Annotated in this window: 14 protein-coding genes and 1 pseudogene; 8 read left to right on the plus strand and 7 right to left on the minus strand. The window is 61.5% G+C overall.

The window, feature by feature from the left end; genetic code table 11:
- The first annotated feature begins 31 nt into the window (after positions 1 to 31).
- Entirely contained in the window at positions 32 to 1,417 is a 1,386-nt protein-coding gene (locus AB3X89_RS02230; protein WP_368581596.1) for an MFS transporter, read from the plus strand.
- A 131-nt stretch (positions 1,418 to 1,548) separates the two neighbouring features.
- On the opposite strand, the gene AB3X89_RS02235 is transcribed toward AB3X89_RS02230, so the two are convergent.
- The 7 genes from AB3X89_RS02235 to AB3X89_RS02265 all read right to left on the minus strand — a co-directional run bounded on the left by AB3X89_RS02235 (position 1,549) and on the right by AB3X89_RS02265 (position 8,522).
- Complete coding sequence (locus AB3X89_RS02235) at positions 1,549 to 2,721, minus strand: fumarylacetoacetate hydrolase family protein (protein ID WP_368581597.1); 1,173 nt, start codon at positions 2,719 to 2,721, stop codon at positions 1,549 to 1,551.
- A complete protein-coding gene (locus AB3X89_RS02240; RefSeq protein WP_368581598.1) occupies positions 2,684 to 3,988 on the minus strand; it encodes a glycosyl hydrolase in 1,305 nt (434 codons plus the stop codon). The genes AB3X89_RS02235 and AB3X89_RS02240 overlap by 38 nt, the downstream gene beginning before the upstream one ends.
- Before the next feature lie 143 nt (positions 3,989 to 4,131).
- Complete coding sequence (locus AB3X89_RS02245; protein ID WP_368581599.1) at positions 4,132 to 5,025, minus strand: helix-turn-helix domain-containing protein; 894 nt, start codon at positions 5,023 to 5,025, stop codon at positions 4,132 to 4,134.
- A 183-nt stretch (positions 5,026 to 5,208) separates the two neighbouring features.
- The gene (locus AB3X89_RS02250; RefSeq protein WP_368581600.1) at positions 5,209 to 5,670 is read right to left on the minus strand and encodes a MaoC family dehydratase; all 462 of its coding nucleotides are present in this window, start codon (positions 5,668 to 5,670) and stop codon (positions 5,209 to 5,211) included.
- On the minus strand, positions 5,667 to 6,860 hold the full coding sequence (locus AB3X89_RS02255; RefSeq protein ID WP_368581601.1) for a CaiB/BaiF CoA transferase family protein: 1,194 nt from the start codon (positions 6,858 to 6,860) through the stop codon (positions 5,667 to 5,669). The genes AB3X89_RS02250 and AB3X89_RS02255 overlap by 4 nt, the downstream gene beginning before the upstream one ends.
- A 44-nt stretch (positions 6,861 to 6,904) precedes the next feature.
- Complete coding sequence (locus tag AB3X89_RS02260) at positions 6,905 to 8,050, minus strand: acyl-CoA dehydrogenase family protein (protein WP_368581602.1); 1,146 nt, start codon at positions 8,048 to 8,050, stop codon at positions 6,905 to 6,907.
- Between the two features lie 46 nt (positions 8,051 to 8,096).
- Positions 8,097 to 8,522: a MaoC family dehydratase gene (locus AB3X89_RS02265; RefSeq protein WP_013093447.1), complete on the minus strand. Its 426-nt coding sequence runs from the start codon at positions 8,520 to 8,522 to the stop codon at positions 8,097 to 8,099.
- A gap of 354 nt (positions 8,523 to 8,876) precedes the next feature.
- Between AB3X89_RS02265 and AB3X89_RS02270 the strand changes: the two genes are divergently transcribed.
- From AB3X89_RS02270 to AB3X89_RS02300, 7 genes and pseudogenes are all read left to right on the plus strand, one after another.
- Positions 8,877 to 9,977, plus strand: coding sequence for a TRAP transporter substrate-binding protein (locus tag AB3X89_RS02270; protein WP_368581603.1), 1,101 nt, complete (start codon positions 8,877 to 8,879; stop codon positions 9,975 to 9,977).
- 12 nt (positions 9,978 to 9,989) lie between these two features.
- Entirely contained in the window at positions 9,990 to 10,523 is a 534-nt protein-coding gene (locus AB3X89_RS02275) for a TRAP transporter small permease (RefSeq protein WP_129961552.1), read from the plus strand.
- Positions 10,524 to 10,534: 11 nt separating this feature from the next.
- Positions 10,535 to 11,806, plus strand: coding sequence for a TRAP transporter large permease (locus AB3X89_RS02280; protein WP_368581604.1), 1,272 nt, complete (start codon positions 10,535 to 10,537; stop codon positions 11,804 to 11,806).
- Between the two features lie 108 nt (positions 11,807 to 11,914).
- On the plus strand, positions 11,915 to 12,748 hold the full coding sequence (locus AB3X89_RS02285; protein WP_368581605.1) for an enoyl-CoA hydratase-related protein: 834 nt from the start codon (positions 11,915 to 11,917) through the stop codon (positions 12,746 to 12,748).
- 153 nt (positions 12,749 to 12,901) lie between these two features.
- Positions 12,902 to 14,137: a CaiB/BaiF CoA transferase family protein gene (locus AB3X89_RS02290; RefSeq protein WP_368581606.1), complete on the plus strand. Its 1,236-nt coding sequence runs from the start codon at positions 12,902 to 12,904 to the stop codon at positions 14,135 to 14,137.
- A 29-nt stretch (positions 14,138 to 14,166) separates the two neighbouring features.
- On the plus strand, positions 14,167 to 15,927 hold the full coding sequence (locus AB3X89_RS02295) for an FAD-binding protein (protein ID WP_368581607.1): 1,761 nt from the start codon (positions 14,167 to 14,169) through the stop codon (positions 15,925 to 15,927).
- 169 nt (positions 15,928 to 16,096) lie between these two features.
- Positions 16,097 to 16,510 (plus strand): annotated as a pseudogene (locus tag AB3X89_RS02300) (Tn3 family transposase); the annotation flags it as partial.
- Positions 16,511 to 16,588: the final 78 nt, after the last annotated feature.

Consider the following 16,588-nt stretch of genomic DNA (forward strand, 5'->3'; position numbering starts at 1 on the left):
AAAACATAGATTCCCAGAGAAGGGAGGAGACGTGAAAACATCGCCCATTTCATCCGGCAACGCGCCGGTTATCAGCCGGTCGGCCGTCAACCGTGTGCTGGTCGCCTCGGTGGTCGGGACCGCCATCGAGTGGTACGACTTTTTTCTCTATGCCACCGCTTCGGCGCTGGTCTTCGCCAAGCTGTTCTTTCCCTCGTTCGATCCGATGGTCGGCACCATCGCGGCGTTCGGAAGTTTTGCGGTCGGCTATCTCGCCCGGCCCTTCGGCGCCGTGTTTTTCGGGCACTTCGGCGATCGCATCGGACGTAAGGCGACGCTCGTCGCGACGCTGACGATCATGGGCGTCGGCACCTTCGTGATCGGCCTGCTGCCGACTTACGCCTCGATCGGCGTCTGGGCGCCGATGCTGCTGGTCGCGATGCGCTTCCTGCAAGGGCTCGGCGTCGGCGGCGAATGGGGCGGCGCGGTGCTGATGGTGGTCGAAACGGCACCGGCCAGAAAACGCGGTTTCTTCGGCGCGTTTCCGCAATTGGGCGTGCCGCTCGGATTGATGCTCTCGACCGCCGTGTTCAAAGCCGTCTCGAGTCTGCCTTCGCAGGCGTTCTATTCCTGGGGATGGCGCCTGCCGTTCCTGCTGAGCGTCGCGCTGATCGCGATCGGCCTGTTCATCCGCCTGCGCGTCATGGAGTCGCCGGTATTCGAACAGATCAAGGCGAGCAGGCAGGTCGTGAAAGCGCCGCTGATCGAATTGCTGCGCCGGCATCCGAAAGACCTCGTGCTGACGATCGGCACGCGCTTCGCGGTCGACATCACCTTCAACGTGATCAACGTGTTCGTGCTGGTGTACGGAACGACGCGGCTCGGCTTGTCGCGCGGACTGCTGCTGAACGCCATCATTGTGGGCTGCGTGGTTGCGCTGTTCACGCTGCCGCTGTTCGGCAAGCTGTCGGACGCTATCGGACGCCGGACCGTCTTCATGCTCGGCGCGGTATTCGTGGCAATCTATGGATTCGCGTTCTTCCCGTTGCTCGAGACACGCAATCCGACTTTGATTTTCGTGGCGTACGTCTGCGGCATCGCGTTGAGCCAGGCGTCGGTGTACGGCGTGCAATCGACGTGGTTCGCGGAACTGTTCGGGACCCGGGTGCGTTATACAGGTGCTTCGCTGCCGTATCAGATCGCCGGCATCATCACGTCGGGACCGACGCCATTGATCGCCACCTATCTGTTCGCGACGTATGGCCAGACGCTGCCCATTTCGATCTATATCGCGGCGACAGGATTGCTGAGCCTCGCGTGCGCGTTTTTCCTCGCAGAGACTTTCAAGCGCGATCTGTCCGCCGAGCCGGGAGATGAGGCGGCCGCGGCGCCGGGCGCGCGAGCGTCCGCGCACTCGCCGCATCCTCTGGCGCGGTGAGTGCAAATCGATCCGGTTGCTGTGCCGTCCGGGACCTGATCATTTTCGGTGCTGGAGCGGCAGCCCGGCGAGGGGGCGGGCGAACTCGCTAACGCGGGTGGAATGGAAGCCTCGTCGGCCCGTTCGCTGATTTACGCATCGCTTACCGGCCCCATGGCGCGGGCAAGCGCAAGCCGTTTTGCAAGGGCTTCGTATAGAGCGCGCACGCCGAATCGCCAAGGCGCGATTTCGGTTGACGACTGCACGGTGTTGACCAGTGCGCCGAGCTCCGGCGTTGCAATAGTCACCTTGTCTCCGAGGTGATGCGTGAAGCCACTGCCCGGAGCATGCCGGTCTTTAATCGGGGAGAACATCGTGCCGAGAAACAGCATGAAGCCGTCGGGATACTGGTGATGTGGGCCGGCAGTCTGAGCGACGAGTTCCTCCGGGTCACGGCTGATCTCGCGCATGTGGCTCACGCCTTCGAGAATGAATCCGTCGTCCGCGCCTTCTATCCTCAGCGACACGCTGGCCGCACGCACCGAGTCCATCGTGAAGCGATCATCGAACAAGCGGATAAAAGGACCGATCGCGCATGAGCCGTTGTTGTCTTTCGCCTTGCCGAGCAGCAACGCACTGCGGCCCTCGATGTCGCGCAGATTGACGTCGTTGCCAAGGGTTGCTCCGACGATCGTTCCGCGGCTGTTTACCGCCAGCACGATTTCTGGTTCGGGATTGTTCCAGTGGGAGGCCGGGTGAAGCCCGACGTCCGCGCCGTAGCCGACTGCCGACATCGGTTGAGACTTGGTGAACACTTCTGCGTCAGGCCCAATGCCGACCTCCATATATTGCGACCATGCACCGCGCCGTTCCAGTTCCCGCTTCAGACTGTCGGCGGCTGGCGTGCCGGGGCGAATTCTGGAGAGATCAATGCCGATCAGTTGCGCGATCGTCGCGCGCACCGTGTCGGCTTGCGTCGCGTCGCCGGCAGCCTGTTCTTCGATGACCCGTTCGAGCAGGCTCACGGCAAAGGTCACGCCACATGCCTTGATAGCCTGAAGATCGCATGGCGCGAGCAATGCCTGGCCGATGTTCTCGACGGGACCGAGCGCCTCGCCCTCGACGTGACGCGCAAACTCCAACAGGTCCACGCGCTCGAACAGATCGGAGCTCGTCGGCGCCGACGCCGTGATGTCGTAGACCTGACCGGCACGGACAACGACGACCGACGGCCCGTCTATCGGCGCGTCTCGCCAGATGCGTCCGACCAGCAACGCATCGGGTAGGTCAGCAGGTACGAAAGGCGGAAGATCGTTCGATATCATGGACGGATTGGCTAGCGAGGGTTCGGAACCGCGAGGCAGGGGTGCTTCCGGCGAGCGATACGCGTTGCGTGCCGGGCCGAAGCTTGCCTGGCAACATCACGCGACTCAGCGCTTCGGCGAAGAAGAAATCGCCGAACATCGTCGCGCCGTCGACGCCTTCATTGTGCGGCTTCGAATAGCAGGAATTTCTCAGGAGTCCGCGATGTGCAGATTCGTAGGCAAACTCGTCACGACACAGAGCTTCGAGCATCGCAAGTCCGTGTTCTCGCCAGTGAACCGAACTGGCCGGATCGGGATGCAGACGGCCCAGCTCGATCAGCGCTGACGCCATCACCGCTGCTGCGGCAGTGTCCTTGATTTCCGCGTCCGCGCCAGTGGCGTCGAAATCCCACGGTGGCACCAGACGTCCATCGAGCCGGCGCAGATAGTACGCCGCCAGGCGCCCTGCAAGATCCAGCCAGATGCGCTTGCCGGTTTCACGCGCCGTGTTCACGTAGCCATAGACGGCCCACGCCTGGCCCCGGCTCCACGCCGATTCGTCGAATGCGCCCTGAAACGTGTAGCCGCGCCGACGCTCACCGGTTGTTACGTCGTACTCGACCGCGTGATAAGTCGAACCGTCCGGGCGGATAAACGACTTCGCGGTCATGACGGAATGTGCTTCCGCGGCGAGGCGATAACTGCCGTCCCCGGAATGGTTGGCCGCCCAGTAAAGCAACGATAGATTAGCCATCGTGTCGATAGCTGAAGCGCTGCGTCCGCGCGGATCGTCGAGCGGGCCCCAGGAGGCGAGATAGGCGCCACTGTGTGTGGTGACGAGACGGGCGCGCAATTTGTCCGCGGCTTCCATTGCAATTTGCGCGTACCACGGGTCGCGGGTGATTTCATAACCGGGCACGGCGCTGCTGTCGAAGATGAAGCCAATGTCGTGCGTGTTGGGGTCCTGCGCGCGCTGCGCGACGAGGCGCATGCGCTCGCGGGCCCACGAGAGGTATTTGTCCTCGCCGGTGTGCAAATACGACGTCAGCAGAAGTCCGACCCAGAAGCCACAAAACCAGTTGCCGTGGCTCCAGGCTGAACCGCTGTAGCCTGCGGACAGCGACGCCGGGAGCAGCACCCACTTTCCATCGGCCGCCGTGATCTGAGGGAATTCGACGCCGAGCGTCGGCTCGTCCTCTGCAACTTTGGCTGCCATGCGGTCGAGGACGCCGGTGAAGAGCGCGGACCGTTCAGAGGACAACCCTTGATCTTGGTACGAAGCATTCACGCCTTTTCTCTCCTGATTGCTTTCACGTTTCCCGAGTGACGGGGACACGCAAATTCTAGGAGCGCGGCGGTTCCGGCAGTTAGGACGAAGTGCGGCTTATGTTGGACTTTTCTACGCGCACCGGCGTGTGTCGTGCCACTGCTTCAGATGCTCAGTTTTTCCAGGCTGCGGCGGAAGTCGATGGGCGAGCGGCCCGTATGCTTGCGAAAACATCGGCTGAAGTAGGCCGGGTCGTCGAACGCAAGCTGTGTTGCGATCTCGGCCACATTGACCTCGGAATGCAGCAGCAGACGCTTCGCTTCCAGCATCACGCGTTCACGAATCAGCTTGGCTGCGGTGCTGCCGAGCGCCTGGCGCGTCGCATCGTTTAGCGCTCGTTCCGTGACGTTCAGCAGGCAGGCGTAGCGAGCGACGTCGTGGATCGTGGCGAAATGCTTTTCCAGCAGGCTCTTGAAGCGTCGCGACAACAGCACGCTACGCGACGAATTGACCTCGGTGACGGTGTCGCCGCCGAGGCGCGCGGACTTGATGAGCAGAACCCGCAGATACGACCAGATCACGTCCTCGTAGCCAGCCTCTTCACCCTGATATTCCGCATTGATTCCATCCAGCACACGGCGAAGGTCCTGAGCCTGTGCGTCGCTCATATAAACCGTATTTGGAATTCGCTCGAAATCGTAGACGGGAATCTCGGTCTGCGAATGGCGGTTCTGCACCTTGAACGCGAAAAATTCGGACGAGAAACTGATCGCGTGCCCGATGGTGTCTTCGGACAACGCGAAATCGTGGATCTGGCCAGGGGCCATGAAAAACAGCGTATTGGGCCGCACCTCGTAGCGAATCGAGTCGATGATGTGGTGACCGCTGCCCGACTCGACCCAGACGATGTGATAGAACTCGTGCCGATGAGGATACGGCAACGTCGATTTCATATCTTCGAGAGGCGCGAGATGAAAATCGATCGACTTGATTCTCGACCCATACTCGTAGTGCGCGATCTTGAAGACCGGCAACTCACAACCACAACTGCTAGGCATCTGACTTGTCTCCTGCATCCAGCGCACTTCTCAGGCTCGCCTAGCCAGTTGCCCCCCAGCCAAGTCAAGCCTGCTGTTTCTCCTTCGCCCGTTCGGCATCGAAAGTAGTCTAATTGTAATTGGCAAAGCGGCGTGACGGCTGTTGCCGAAAACCCGCACAGGTTCGGCCTCGCGTGCTGATTGTCAGCTCATTACGTCTGCTGATTGGAAACGCAATTCCTTCAGCGCCGACAGTCCGGTCAGCACCGGCTTGCCGTCCTGATTGCGAACCATCGTGTCCATCACGAGGATGCGCTTGGCGGGTTTCTTCTCGACCACGGTCACATGGATTTTGATCGTATCGTCGATGAAGACGGGTCCGAGAAAGCGCAACTCCTGCCCGACGTAGACGAAGCCGGGACCGGTCAAGCCGGTATGCGTCGTCGACACCAATGCCGCGGTCAGCAGGCCGTGCGCCACGCGCTGGCCGAATGGCGTGCGTGCCGCGAAGTGGGGATCCATATGCAACGGATTCAGGTCGCCCGACAGATGGCCGAAAGCGTTCACGTCACTTTCCGCGATGGTATGCACGAGGATCTGGCAGCGGCCAATCTCGATATCGTCGAAACGCAGCATCTCGTGGCACCGATTCGGATGAGTGTTCATGCGGTTCTCCGCTCGGTCAACGCTGTGCCGGCTTCAACCAGCGTATTGATTTCGTGTGGCTCGTAGCCGAGTTCGGCGAGCACCTCACGGGTGTGCTCGCCTTGCCGCGGCGGCTGGCGGGTGAGCGGCGGTGCTGCGCCGTCGTATCGAACCGGATGCGCGAGCAAGCGAACCGGCCCGGCCTGCGGATGGTCGACCTCCATGATGATGCGGTTGTGCGCCACTTGCGGGTCGGCCTCGACCTGATCGTAATCGTTCACGGGCGCATACCAGACGTCGTGCTCGTCGAAGGTCGTCATCCAGTCCGCCGTCGTGCGCGTGGTCAGCGCGTCGTACACGATGCGGTTCAATTCGTCGCGGCGGCGCACGTTGTCCTTGGGGTGCGAAAACCCGGCGAGCGTGGGCTGAGACAAGGCCGCCGCCAGCTTTTCAGTGGGCGTCAGCGAAACGGCGATCCAGCCGTCGAGCGTCCGGTAAATCCCGTAGGGCGCCGGATGGAACCGGCTGCCGGTCGGCGGGTTTGTGCGCGGCCAGAGCGGCCCCTTGTTCAGGTAGTAGGTGAACGGCTCGATCTGAAGATCGAGCGCCGCGTTGAGCAGATTGCTTTCGACCAGCGTGCCTTTGCCGGTACGTTCACGCGCCTGCAACGCCGCGACGACGCCGAAGGCTGCCAACGCCGCCGCGTGCTGGTCGACGATCGCGGAGCCGACTGGTGTGGGCGGGGAATCGGCGTCGCCGGAGAGCATCGTCATGCCGCTGATCGCCTGCAGCAGCAGGTCCTGCCCTGGCCGCTTCAGATATGGCCCGGATGACCCGTAGCCGGTGCACGAACAGTACACGAGCCTCGGATTGATCTCGCGGACATCGTCGTAACCGAAGCCCATGCGCTGCAGGACGCCTGGGCGGTAGTTTTCGATCAGGACATCGGCTTCCTTGATCAGCCGCCAGACGATCTCTCTCGCGCGCTCGTCTCGGAGATCCAGCGAGATGCTGCGCTGATTGCGGTTGCCGAGCAGGAAAAACATGCTCACACCTTCGACATACGCATCGAAACCGGTCCAGCTTCGCTCGAACGCGCCGCCCGGCGGTTCGATCTTGATCACGTCCGCGCCGACGTCGGCCAACATCTGCACGGCAGCGGGGCCCTGTAAGAAGTGAGTAAAACTTACTACCTTGATGCCTTCCAGCATGACTCGTCTCCTGAGCGCGTGTTCCTATCTGTTTGACTGATCGCTCAGGCAAGCAGGTTTCGCGAAATGATCATCCTTTGAATCTCCGAGGTCCCCTCGACGATCTCCAGAACCTTGGCGTCGCCGAATGCGCGCGACACCGGGTACTCGCTCATCACGCCGTAGCCGCCGTGTATCTGCAACGCCTGATGAGCCGCCTCCATCGCGCGCTCGGTGGCGAAGAGCTTGGCCATCGACGCCTGTTGATCGAAGCGAACGCCCGCATCTTTCAGCGCGGCGGCATCGTAGAGCATCAGCCGCGCGGCGTGCGCGTGGGCCGCCATGTCGGCGATCTTGAACTGCAGCGCCTGGAACTCGGCGATCGGCTTTCCGAACGCGCGCCGCTCCTTCATGTACGCGATCGACCGATCCAGCGACCCTTGCAGGATGCCCAGCGCGAGCGCGCCGATCAGGATTCGGTCCGTGCTGATCTGGGCGAGCGTCTGTCGCAAGCCCGCACCGCGTTCGCCGAGCAGGTTGGCGGCCGGAATCGCGCAGCGCTCGAAGAACAACTCGTAGGTGCTCGATGCGCGCCAGCCGATCTTGCGCAGTTTGCGTCCGTAGCTGAAACCGGGGGCGCCGTTGGGCACGATGAAGTTGGAAATTTCCTTGCGGCCGTCGGGGCGCGTGCCCGTTACCGCGGCGATGACGACCGGTCCGGTCACTTCCGTGCCGGAGTTGCTAATGAAGGTCTTTGATCCATCGATAATCCATCGGTCGCCTTCCAGCGTCGCACGCGTCGCGATGTTAGCCGCGTCGGAGCCCGCGTTGGGCTCCGATAATCCGATCGCGCCGACCTTGCGGCCGTCGAGAATAGGGCGCAAATTGCGGTCCTTCTGCTCATCGGTGCCATAGTTGGAGAGCAGGCTCGCGACCGTCGAATTGGCCATCAGCGAATTGGCGATTGCGCAATCCACCCGTGCGAGTTCTTCCAGCACGATCACATAGGAAAGCCATTCGCCACCGCCGCCACCCCAACTCTCCGGATAGGGCAGGCCGGTGAAGCCGAGCTCGCCGGCACGCTTCCAGATGTCGTAAGGAAAGGCTTCGGCTTCCCAGAGCTCTTCCGAGACAGGAGCGATTTCGTTTTCCGCAAAACGGCGCACGGCGTCTCGTATCGCGGTGTGTTGTTCGTTTAACCAATGCGGCATGTTCGATTCCGTGAAAAGCGGGAGAGATTAAAGGCAGTGCGCTGGGTTACAGCACCTTCAGATAGGTATCGCCGGATGCGACCACCGTGCCGTCCTGGCGCGTGACCTCTGCTCTGAACACGCATACGTTGCGATCGTCGTCCTTCTCGCGCAGCGTGAGCCGGGCAGTGACGGTGTCGCCGATAAATACCGGCGCGTTGAACGTGATGTCGTAGCGGTAGGAAACCGCACCAGGGCTCGGCGCCTTTTGCGCCATATAGCCCATCACAGTCGATAAGAAGCCGACCGACAGACATCCTTGCGCGATGCGCTTTTCGAAACGCGTGGTTTTGGCGAATTCCTCGTTCAAATGCACGGCATAGAAATCGCCGACGATCCCGGCGAAACCGTAGATATCGAATTCGGTGACGGTCTTGGCGAAATCGGCAGTGTCGCCGAGCGCGTAACAATCCATGTGCGGGCGTTTGGCCATGGTGGTTCTGACGGTGAGAGTGGGTTGAGAAGCCTGCCTGTTCCTCGTTGATTGGGGCCGGCAGGCATGACTCAAATCTAATCAGTGCGGGTTGCTGACCGTTAGGACGGTTTGGGGGAATGCTTGGACTTTTTTGACCGCACGCACGCGGTGATTTCAGTCTTCACCTGATCCGCAAGGCGCCCGCGGATAGCCCCCGCTGTGCCCTTCGCCAGTATCGCCAAGGGTCTTCCGCCGTGTGCGCCGGATCAATCGCCGGACAGTCCGGGAAACGCTTGCTATCGAAGACGCCGTAAAAAAGTACAAGAAATCGGGCGACCGGTCCTAACGCCCGTTGCGTGCACTCACGAATACTTGAAGCGCCTGCTGACGGATCGACCTGACGCGGAGCGAAGACTAAATTCCAGTACGGAAGGAGACGAAATGAAAGCATTCTTGAGCGCGCGCCGCGCAGGACGCGCCATCATGGTAGGTACGCTGCTCGCGGCAGGCGTCGTTGTCGCAGGCGTCGCCCGCGCCGACGACCCGATCGTCATGAAGCTGGGCCACACCCTCGCTCCGAACAACCACTATCAGCTGACTGCCCAGGTGTTCGCCAAGGAGGTCGCGCAGCGAACCCACGGCAAGGTCAAGATCGAGATCTTTCCGCAGTCACAGCTCGGCGGCGAAGTGCAGATGGCGCAAGCGCTGCGCACCGGCACGCAGGAGCTCATGATTTCCGCACAGGCGCCGATCGGAAACACGATCAGGCAATGGCAGATCTTCGATACGCCTTATCTCTTTAGCAGCATCGACGACGCCAACCGGGTTCTGCAAGGACCGGTCGGCCGCAAGTTCCTCGACATGATGCCGGCCGTCAACATGATCGGCCTGACGTGGCTATCGGTGGGCGAACGCAATCTGTTCACGGCTAAGAAGTCCGTCGGCTCGCTCGGTGACATGAAGGATATGAAAGTGCGAGTGATGCAGAGCCCCGGCTATATCACGGGCTATAAGGCACTGGGCGCAAACCCGACGCCGTTGCCTTATAACCAGTTATTTCTGGCGCTTTCGCAAGGTCTGGTGGACGGCGGCGACACGTCACCGGAGCAGTTCATCCAGGACAAGTTCTCGGATGTCGCGAAGCATTACTACCTGACCCACGTGAACTACTTGCCCGTGGTGCTGGCAATGAGCAAGAGCGCCTGGACGCGTCTTTCGCCTGACGAGCAGAAGGCGTTTCAGGCGGCTGCCGCCGTCGCCGCTGACTATGACATGAAAGAATACAAGCGCGAGTATGACGACGCGCTAACAACGATGAAGAAGAACGGCACCCAGGTGACCGGGATAAACACCGCGCCGTGGGCCGCAGCAACCGAAAAGGCGCGCGACGGCCTGCTCAGTGGCATTCCGGATGGCAAGGCGCTTTATCGGGAAATCGAAGCAGCCGACCAGTCCGCTGTCGCTTCGAAATGAACGGGGAGCGCCATGGAAAAGCTTGCGCGTAGTCTCCTGTTTATCGACGACCTGGTCCTGAAGATCACGCTGTTCCTATGCGGTGGACTGCTTCTCACGATGGTGTGCGTCGCTGGCCTCGGCGTGGTCTTTCGCTTCATCCTGCAGGACTCGCTGTCGTGGTCCGACGAACTCGCGGCTTATCTGTTCGTGTGGCTCACGTGCCTCGGTGCGGCGGCAGGGGCCAAGCTGCGGGTTCATCCGGAGGTGCGGGTACTGGCCGACCGTTGTCCGCCCATCTTCGCGCAGACACTGGCGGACCTTACCGACTGCGTAGTCCTCGCGCTCGGCGTGGTGTTCGTCATGTACGGTGGAGAGATGCTGGAGCTGATGGGCACGGAAACCGCGACCTCTTTGCCAGTTTCCATGGTCTACCCGTATCTCTCGATTCCCGTCTGCGGCGCGCTGCTGGTCTTTCATTCCGCGGTGCGAATCGCGGTTTCCCATCTCGCGCCCGGCGCGCAAACGAGGCCCTCTCTGTTGCAGGGCGTCTCCGAACATATCTGAGGTGAATCAACATGTGGGCACTCGCTCTAGGCGCCGGATTGCTCGGCTTCGGTGTGCCGGTGGCCATTTGCATCGGCATTGCGGCGACGATTGCATTGACGCTGAATGGAACCCCGCTGCTGGTGATTCCGCAGCAGCTGTTTGCGAACCTGAATAACGTCGGCCTGCTGGCCATCCCGTTCTTCATGTTGACTGGCGCCATCATGGATGCGGGTGGCGTCTCGCGCCGGATCATCGACTTTTCGCAGGCGCTTGTCGGGTTTATGCGTGGCGGCATCGGCCAGGTGACGATCGTTGCCAGCATGTTCTTCGCCGACCTCTCCGGTTCGGCGACTGCGGACACCGCAGCGATCGGCTCGGTCATGATTCCGGGGATGGTCAAGCAGGGCTATTCACGCGCGTTCGCAGTGGCGCTGCAGTCGGCGGCGGGCTCGCTCGGACTGCTGTCGCCCGTGTCGATGAGCATGCTGGTGTATGCGTACACCGCCAACGTGTCCGTCGGCACGATGTTCGTCGCGGGGATCGTGCCGATGCTGCTGGTGGTGATTTCCTTCATGCTCGTGAACTACGTCACTGCCGTGCGCCAGAACTATACGGCCGTCGAAGCGTTTTCCGCCGCACGGCTGTGGACCACGTTCAGACAGGCGATCCTGGCACTGCTGACTCCTGTGATCATTCTGGGCGGCATTCTCGGCGGCATCTTCACCCCGGTTGAGGCAGGCGTCATCGCGGCGGTCTATGTGACGCTGGTGAGCACCTTCGTCTTCAAGTCGCTCAGGCTGTCGCACTTCAGGGAAATACTCACGCGCACTGCTATCAATACCACGCGGGTATCGTTTCTTCTCGGGCTCGCGTTCGTGCTCGGCCGCTATCTGATCGAGGCGCAAATCCCGCTGCACGTCGCCAACAGCTTTCTCGCCGTGACGACCAGCGCGTTCGTATTGCTGATCCTGATCAATCTCTTCCTTCTGGCAGCCCATACGGTACTGGAAACGATCTCGAGTATCGCGGTGGTGATCCCCGTGTTCCTGCCGCTCGTCGCGCAGATGCATATCGACCCGGTGGTGTTCGGCGTCATCGTACTGATCAACTCGGCCATCGGCATCAACCTGCCACCGATCGGCTTTTGCCTCTTTACGGCTGCATCGATCGGCGGCGTGTCCGTCGAAAAAGCGACTCGGGCGATCCTGCCGTTCATCTTCGCGCTGACGGTCGACCTGCTGCTGATCATCGTCTTCCCGCATATCCCACGGTTCCTGCCGAACCTGCTGGCAATCAAATAACACGAGGAGAATGGGCCACCGGCCGCACGCGCCCGGCCCAATCTTTAGAACTTCGTATGCGGCGACTGTTCTCGCGCGCAAAACGATCGCAATACCGAGAGGCTCATCATGAACACGGCTCACATCGAACGAAGCGGCGCCGCCCCGGTCCCGCTGGCCGCAGGCGAGGACCTGCGGTACCTGAAGCTGGAACAACCCGCTGAGTTCGTCTGGTTGATCACGTTGAATCATCACGACAAGCGCAATGCGCTGTCTGTGCCGCTGCTGGAGGAACTGGCGCGCGTGCTCGCGGCGGCCGAAGCTAGCGACGACGTCAGGGCTGTCGTGCTGACCGGCGGCGAGCGTTTCTTCAGCGCGGGAGCGGATATCGCCGACATGGCGGCACGCGGGGTCGCAGCGTATGCGGACCCGGTGCGCCTCGCGAGCTGGAAGACGATCGAGACGTTTTCGAAGCCGCTGATCGCCGCGGTCAACGGCTTTGCCATCGGTGGTGGTCACGAACTGGTGATGCTGGCCGATATCGTCGTCGCGGCGGACGACGCGACCTTCTCGCAACGAGAAATCGTGATCGGCGCGCTCCCGGGCGACGGCGCCACTCAGCGCCTGCCGCGGGTGCTCGGCAAGACACTGGCGATGAAACTCGTGCTGACCGGCGAACCGCTGACGGCTGCCGAGGCCGAGCGCCACGGACTGGTGACCGAGGTCGTCGCGCCGGCACGCAGCATCGCGCGCGCTGTCGAGATCGCGTCGCTGATCGCCGCCCGCGCACCGCTCGCGGTCCGACTGGCCAAGCGCGCGGTGCTCGATTCGTTCGAGACCGATCTTCAACGAGGCCTGGAGCTGGAGCATCAGGCGAATCTCGACGTGTTCAAGACGGAGGATCGCGCCGAAGGCCACCGCGCATTCGTCGAAAAGCGGCCGCCGCATTTCAAGGGTCGCTGATCACTGGTGCGTCGCACATGCGCCTTTCGACGGCGGTGGGCAACGCTTGCCTTTGGTTTTGACGGGCATCGAATGTTCAGGGTGAACGCGGAGTTCGGCAGGGCCTTGGGCCGCCTCGGCAGATAGCCGGACTCACGACCTAACGGAGATTGCATGAACGGGCTGAACGGTATCCGCATTCTCAGCTTCAATCATTTTCTGATGGGGCCTTTGGGCGTGCAGCACCTCGCCGATTGCGGGGCCGAAGTCATATCGGTCGAACCTGTCGACGGCGCATTTCAGCGCAAATGGGGCGGCGCTAACCGCGCCATCGATGGACAGACGATGCTGCTTCTGATGGGTAATCGCAATAAGCGCAGTCTGGCGCTCAATCTCAAGGACGCGCGGGCAATCGATATCGTCATGAGCTTGCTGCCACAAGTCGACGTCGTCGCCGAAAACTACCGTCCCGGTGTGATGGAACAGCTGGGATTGGGTTACGACGCACTCAGGGCAGTCAAGCCGGACATCATCTACGCGTCCGGCTCGGGGTTCGGTCCTGACGGACCCTATGCCAGCCGGCCGGGGCAGGACCTGATCATTCAGGCCATGTCGGGTATCGCGACAGTCACCGGAACCCGGCAGGACGGTCCGCGCGCGGTGGGCGTGTCCGTCGTCGATCATCACGGCGCTGCGCTGTATGCGAACGGTATCCTGACGGCACTGCTCAACCGTGAGCGTACGGGCGAGGGCTGCCGGGTCGACGTTAGCTTGCTGGCGGCGGCGCTCGATCTGCAACAGGAGTCTCTCACATGCTTCCTGAACGGCGAAGGCCATGACGACGTGCGACAGGCTGGGCGTGTATCAGGTTGGTACTTCCCCGCGCCGTATGGCATATACGCAACTGCGGACGGTTTCATCGCATTGTCGCTGAGTCCTCTTGACATCATCTATCAGATCCTCGAGATCCCGGCAAAGGAACGGATTCCCGCGGAGCGCGCATTCGACGAGCAGCACGAAATCTCCGACCGGCTTGCGCGCCGGCTTGCGCAGCACACGACGGCGCACTGGTTGCCACTCTTCGAGCGGCAGCATGTCTGGCACACGCGCGTCAACGATTATGAGCAGGTGGTCGCCGATCCGCAGGTGCGCCACTTGAAGAGCTTCGAGACAGTCGAAGGTGCAACCGGCAGCCCCGTGACGCTCGTCAATCATCCGGTGCGCTACAACGGCAGCGCGCCGGCTATCCGCACGCCGCCGCCACGATTGGGCGCGCACACGATCGACATCCTGTCAGGGTTGGGAATGAGCCGGCCGACCATCGACTCGTTGCTGGCGGACGGCGTAATCGGCGTTGCCGAGGACGCCGCGGCCGTTGCCGCGGATGCGGCAAAAGACGGCGTTGCGTGAAGCAGGGGTGCGCCGTCCACGCGGCAAGCGTGCCGCACGTGTCGATGGAAACAGGAGAAGCGGGCATGAGTGACAAGTACAGGGAAGTCATGACGGACGTGCTGGTCGTTGGCAGCGGCGGCGCTGCGCTGCGGGCTGCGCTCGAAGCAGATTCCAGCGGCGCTGACGTGCTGGTCGTGATCAAAGGTCAGTTTGGCAAAAGCGGCGCGACGTTTCATAGCGTAGCTGAAGTAGGCGCCTTCAATGTGCCGGACGGAGCCGGGGATCCCAGCGATAGTCCCGATGTTTTTCTCGCCGATATCCTGCATGCCGCTCAAGGCATGGCCGACCCGCGCTTGAGCGCGATTCTCGCGAACGAAGCGCAGGATTCCCTGCGGTACCTCGAACGGTACGGCGTAAAGTTCGAGCGCGAGGACGACCATTACCTGGTTTTTCGCGCATGCTTTTCTTCCAGGGCGCGCTCACATGTGATTCATGAGCACTTCAAACCCATCGTGAAATCGCTGGGGACCGAAGCGTCCCGGCGAGGCATCAAGGTCATGGACCGGTTGATGCTCGTCGACCTGCTATCGCGGGACGGCGAATGTCTCGGCGCATATGCGATCGATTCTGATGGCAACCCGGTGCTGATCCATGCCAAGTCGACGATTCTTACCACCGGCGGCGCAAGTCAGCTGTTCGCCCAAAACCTGTATCCATCGGACATTACCGGCGACGGCTATGCAATGGCTTATCGCGCGGGCGCGAGACTGGTCAACATGGAGTTCATGCAGGCCGGTGTGAGTGTGCTGACGCCTTTCGTCAACCTGTTCGGCAACTACCTGTGGGACGCGCAGCCGAATCTCACCGACCGCGATGGCAGGGCGTTCGTCCCTGACTATCTGCCGGCGGGACTCGCTCAGGTCGATGTCATTCGGCAAAAAGAGCGGCACTTCCCATTCAGCTCAAGCGACATCTCGCGCTACGTCGAAATTTCGATTCAGAAGGCACTCAACGATGGCCGCGGCACGGTTGAAGGCGGCGTGTTTCTCGACTTCGTCGGATGCGATCTCGAAGCGATACTGGCCGACAAGAGCCGCAGCATCGCAAGGATGTGGCCGCTGACCTGCCAATGGTATAAGGAACACGGCGTCGACCTTCATCGCGACCGCGTGCAGATCACCTGTTCCGCACATGCGATCAACGGCGGTTTGTACATCGACGAAAACGCTCAGTCCAATCTGAAGGGTTTGTTCGCTGCGGGTGAGGTGGCAGCGGGTCCGCATGGCGCCGACCGTCTCGGCGGCAATATGGCCTTGACGTGCCAGGTCTTCGGCCGCCGCGCGGGCCTCGCCGCGGCCGAACGAGCGAGAATGACAACGCACCGCGCGACCGCGGCAGCCCTCGACGACAGTCGCACGGTCGCCACGCAATTCCGCCGAAGTGGCGGACACACGGTGGAAGAACTGAGAGCACGGATTCAGCAGAGTGCAAACCGGTATTTGCTGATCGTGCGCGAGGAAGCCGGGCTTCAGACCTTCCGGCGGATCTGCAGAGAGACGCGCGACCAGTTGTTTCAGGACACGATGATCCGCACGCCGGCCGAACTCATCCGGAGCATCGAGTTGGCGAACTTGATTCAGGTCGGTGAATTGATGGCCTGCGCATCGCTTGCCCGACGTGAGAGTCGCGGCGGTCACTACCGCGAAGACTTTCCTGAGCGCAATCCGGACTTCGCCAGCAACATCTTCCTCGAGCGGAATGTGCCGGAAGGTCTGTGGTTCGGGCGGCTGGCGGATTTGCCGTCGTAAGTCACAGGTTCCCTCGGCACACGAATCAGGCCGGCCATACAAGCGAAGCTCAAACCCGTTTCCAGCGCGTTCTTCGCCTTGCCGAGGTGTCCGCCCTGTTCATCCGCGCCGTTAGCGGAACCGACGGTCGCCGAGAAACGTCGGTGAAATCCGAAACCCAGAGCTGGTTCTCGGTAGGTTACTGCGCACGCTTTTGCTGTGCGACTACTTCAGCAACATTCAATTCCGGCGTGTAATGCATACGCTGCTCAACCGCAGTGAATCGGTCCATCAGTTGCAGCGCGCAATCTATACCGGCAAGATCGCGCAGGAGCGCGGGCGGCGCCGCGACGAAATGATCGCGATTTCTGGCTCCTTGACGCTGCTGACCAGGCTGGTCATTGCGTGGAATACACAGCGCATCCAGGCAACCCTTGATCGTTGGCAAAGCAAGGGCCAAGGGGTGGACGACGACTGGTTACGGCGGATGGGTCCAGCGCATTTTGCGCATGTGAATTTCCGCGGAACGCTGAGCTTTCCGATCGATCTCTATCGAGAGATGCTTCTCGATGCGGCGCCATGGCGGCGCATGGCTGGATCGTGAACGCGTTCTGCATGCTCACAGACCGCAGGACTGCAGCGCGTGGTGCGGTTTTGTTGACCGCCCACAATCATGCGCTCG

This window comes from Paraburkholderia sp. BR14320, from assembly GCF_040948665.1.
Taxonomy (GTDB): Bacteria; Pseudomonadota; Gammaproteobacteria; order Burkholderiales; family Burkholderiaceae; genus Paraburkholderia; species Paraburkholderia youngii.

What these genes read in the sequence shown, in the direction of transcription:
- AB3X89_RS02235 (WP_368581597.1), bottom strand. Translation starts at nt 2,721, where the DNA reads ATGATATCGAACGATCTTCCGCCTTTCGTACCTGCTGACCTACCCGAT.
- AB3X89_RS02245 (WP_368581599.1), bottom strand. Translation starts at nt 5,025, where the DNA reads ATGCCTAGCAGTTGTGGTTGTGAGTTGCCGGTCTTCAAGATCGCGCAC.
- AB3X89_RS02250 (WP_368581600.1), bottom strand. Translation starts at nt 5,670, where the DNA reads ATGAACACTCATCCGAATCGGTGCCACGAGATGCTGCGTTTCGACGAT.
- AB3X89_RS02255 (WP_368581601.1), bottom strand. Translation starts at nt 6,860, where the DNA reads ATGCTGGAAGGCATCAAGGTAGTAAGTTTTACTCACTTCTTACAGGGC.
- AB3X89_RS02260 (WP_368581602.1), bottom strand. Translation starts at nt 8,050, where the DNA reads ATGCCGCATTGGTTAAACGAACAACACACCGCGATACGAGACGCCGTG.
- AB3X89_RS02265 (WP_013093447.1), bottom strand. Translation starts at nt 8,522, where the DNA reads ATGGCCAAACGCCCGCACATGGATTGTTACGCGCTCGGCGACACTGCC.
- AB3X89_RS02275 (WP_129961552.1), top strand. Translation starts at nt 9,990, where the DNA reads ATGGAAAAGCTTGCGCGTAGTCTCCTGTTTATCGACGACCTGGTCCTG.
- AB3X89_RS02280 (WP_368581604.1), top strand. Translation starts at nt 10,535, where the DNA reads ATGTGGGCACTCGCTCTAGGCGCCGGATTGCTCGGCTTCGGTGTGCCG.
- AB3X89_RS02285 (WP_368581605.1), top strand. Translation starts at nt 11,915, where the DNA reads ATGAACACGGCTCACATCGAACGAAGCGGCGCCGCCCCGGTCCCGCTG.
- AB3X89_RS02290 (WP_368581606.1), top strand. Translation starts at nt 12,902, where the DNA reads ATGAACGGGCTGAACGGTATCCGCATTCTCAGCTTCAATCATTTTCTG.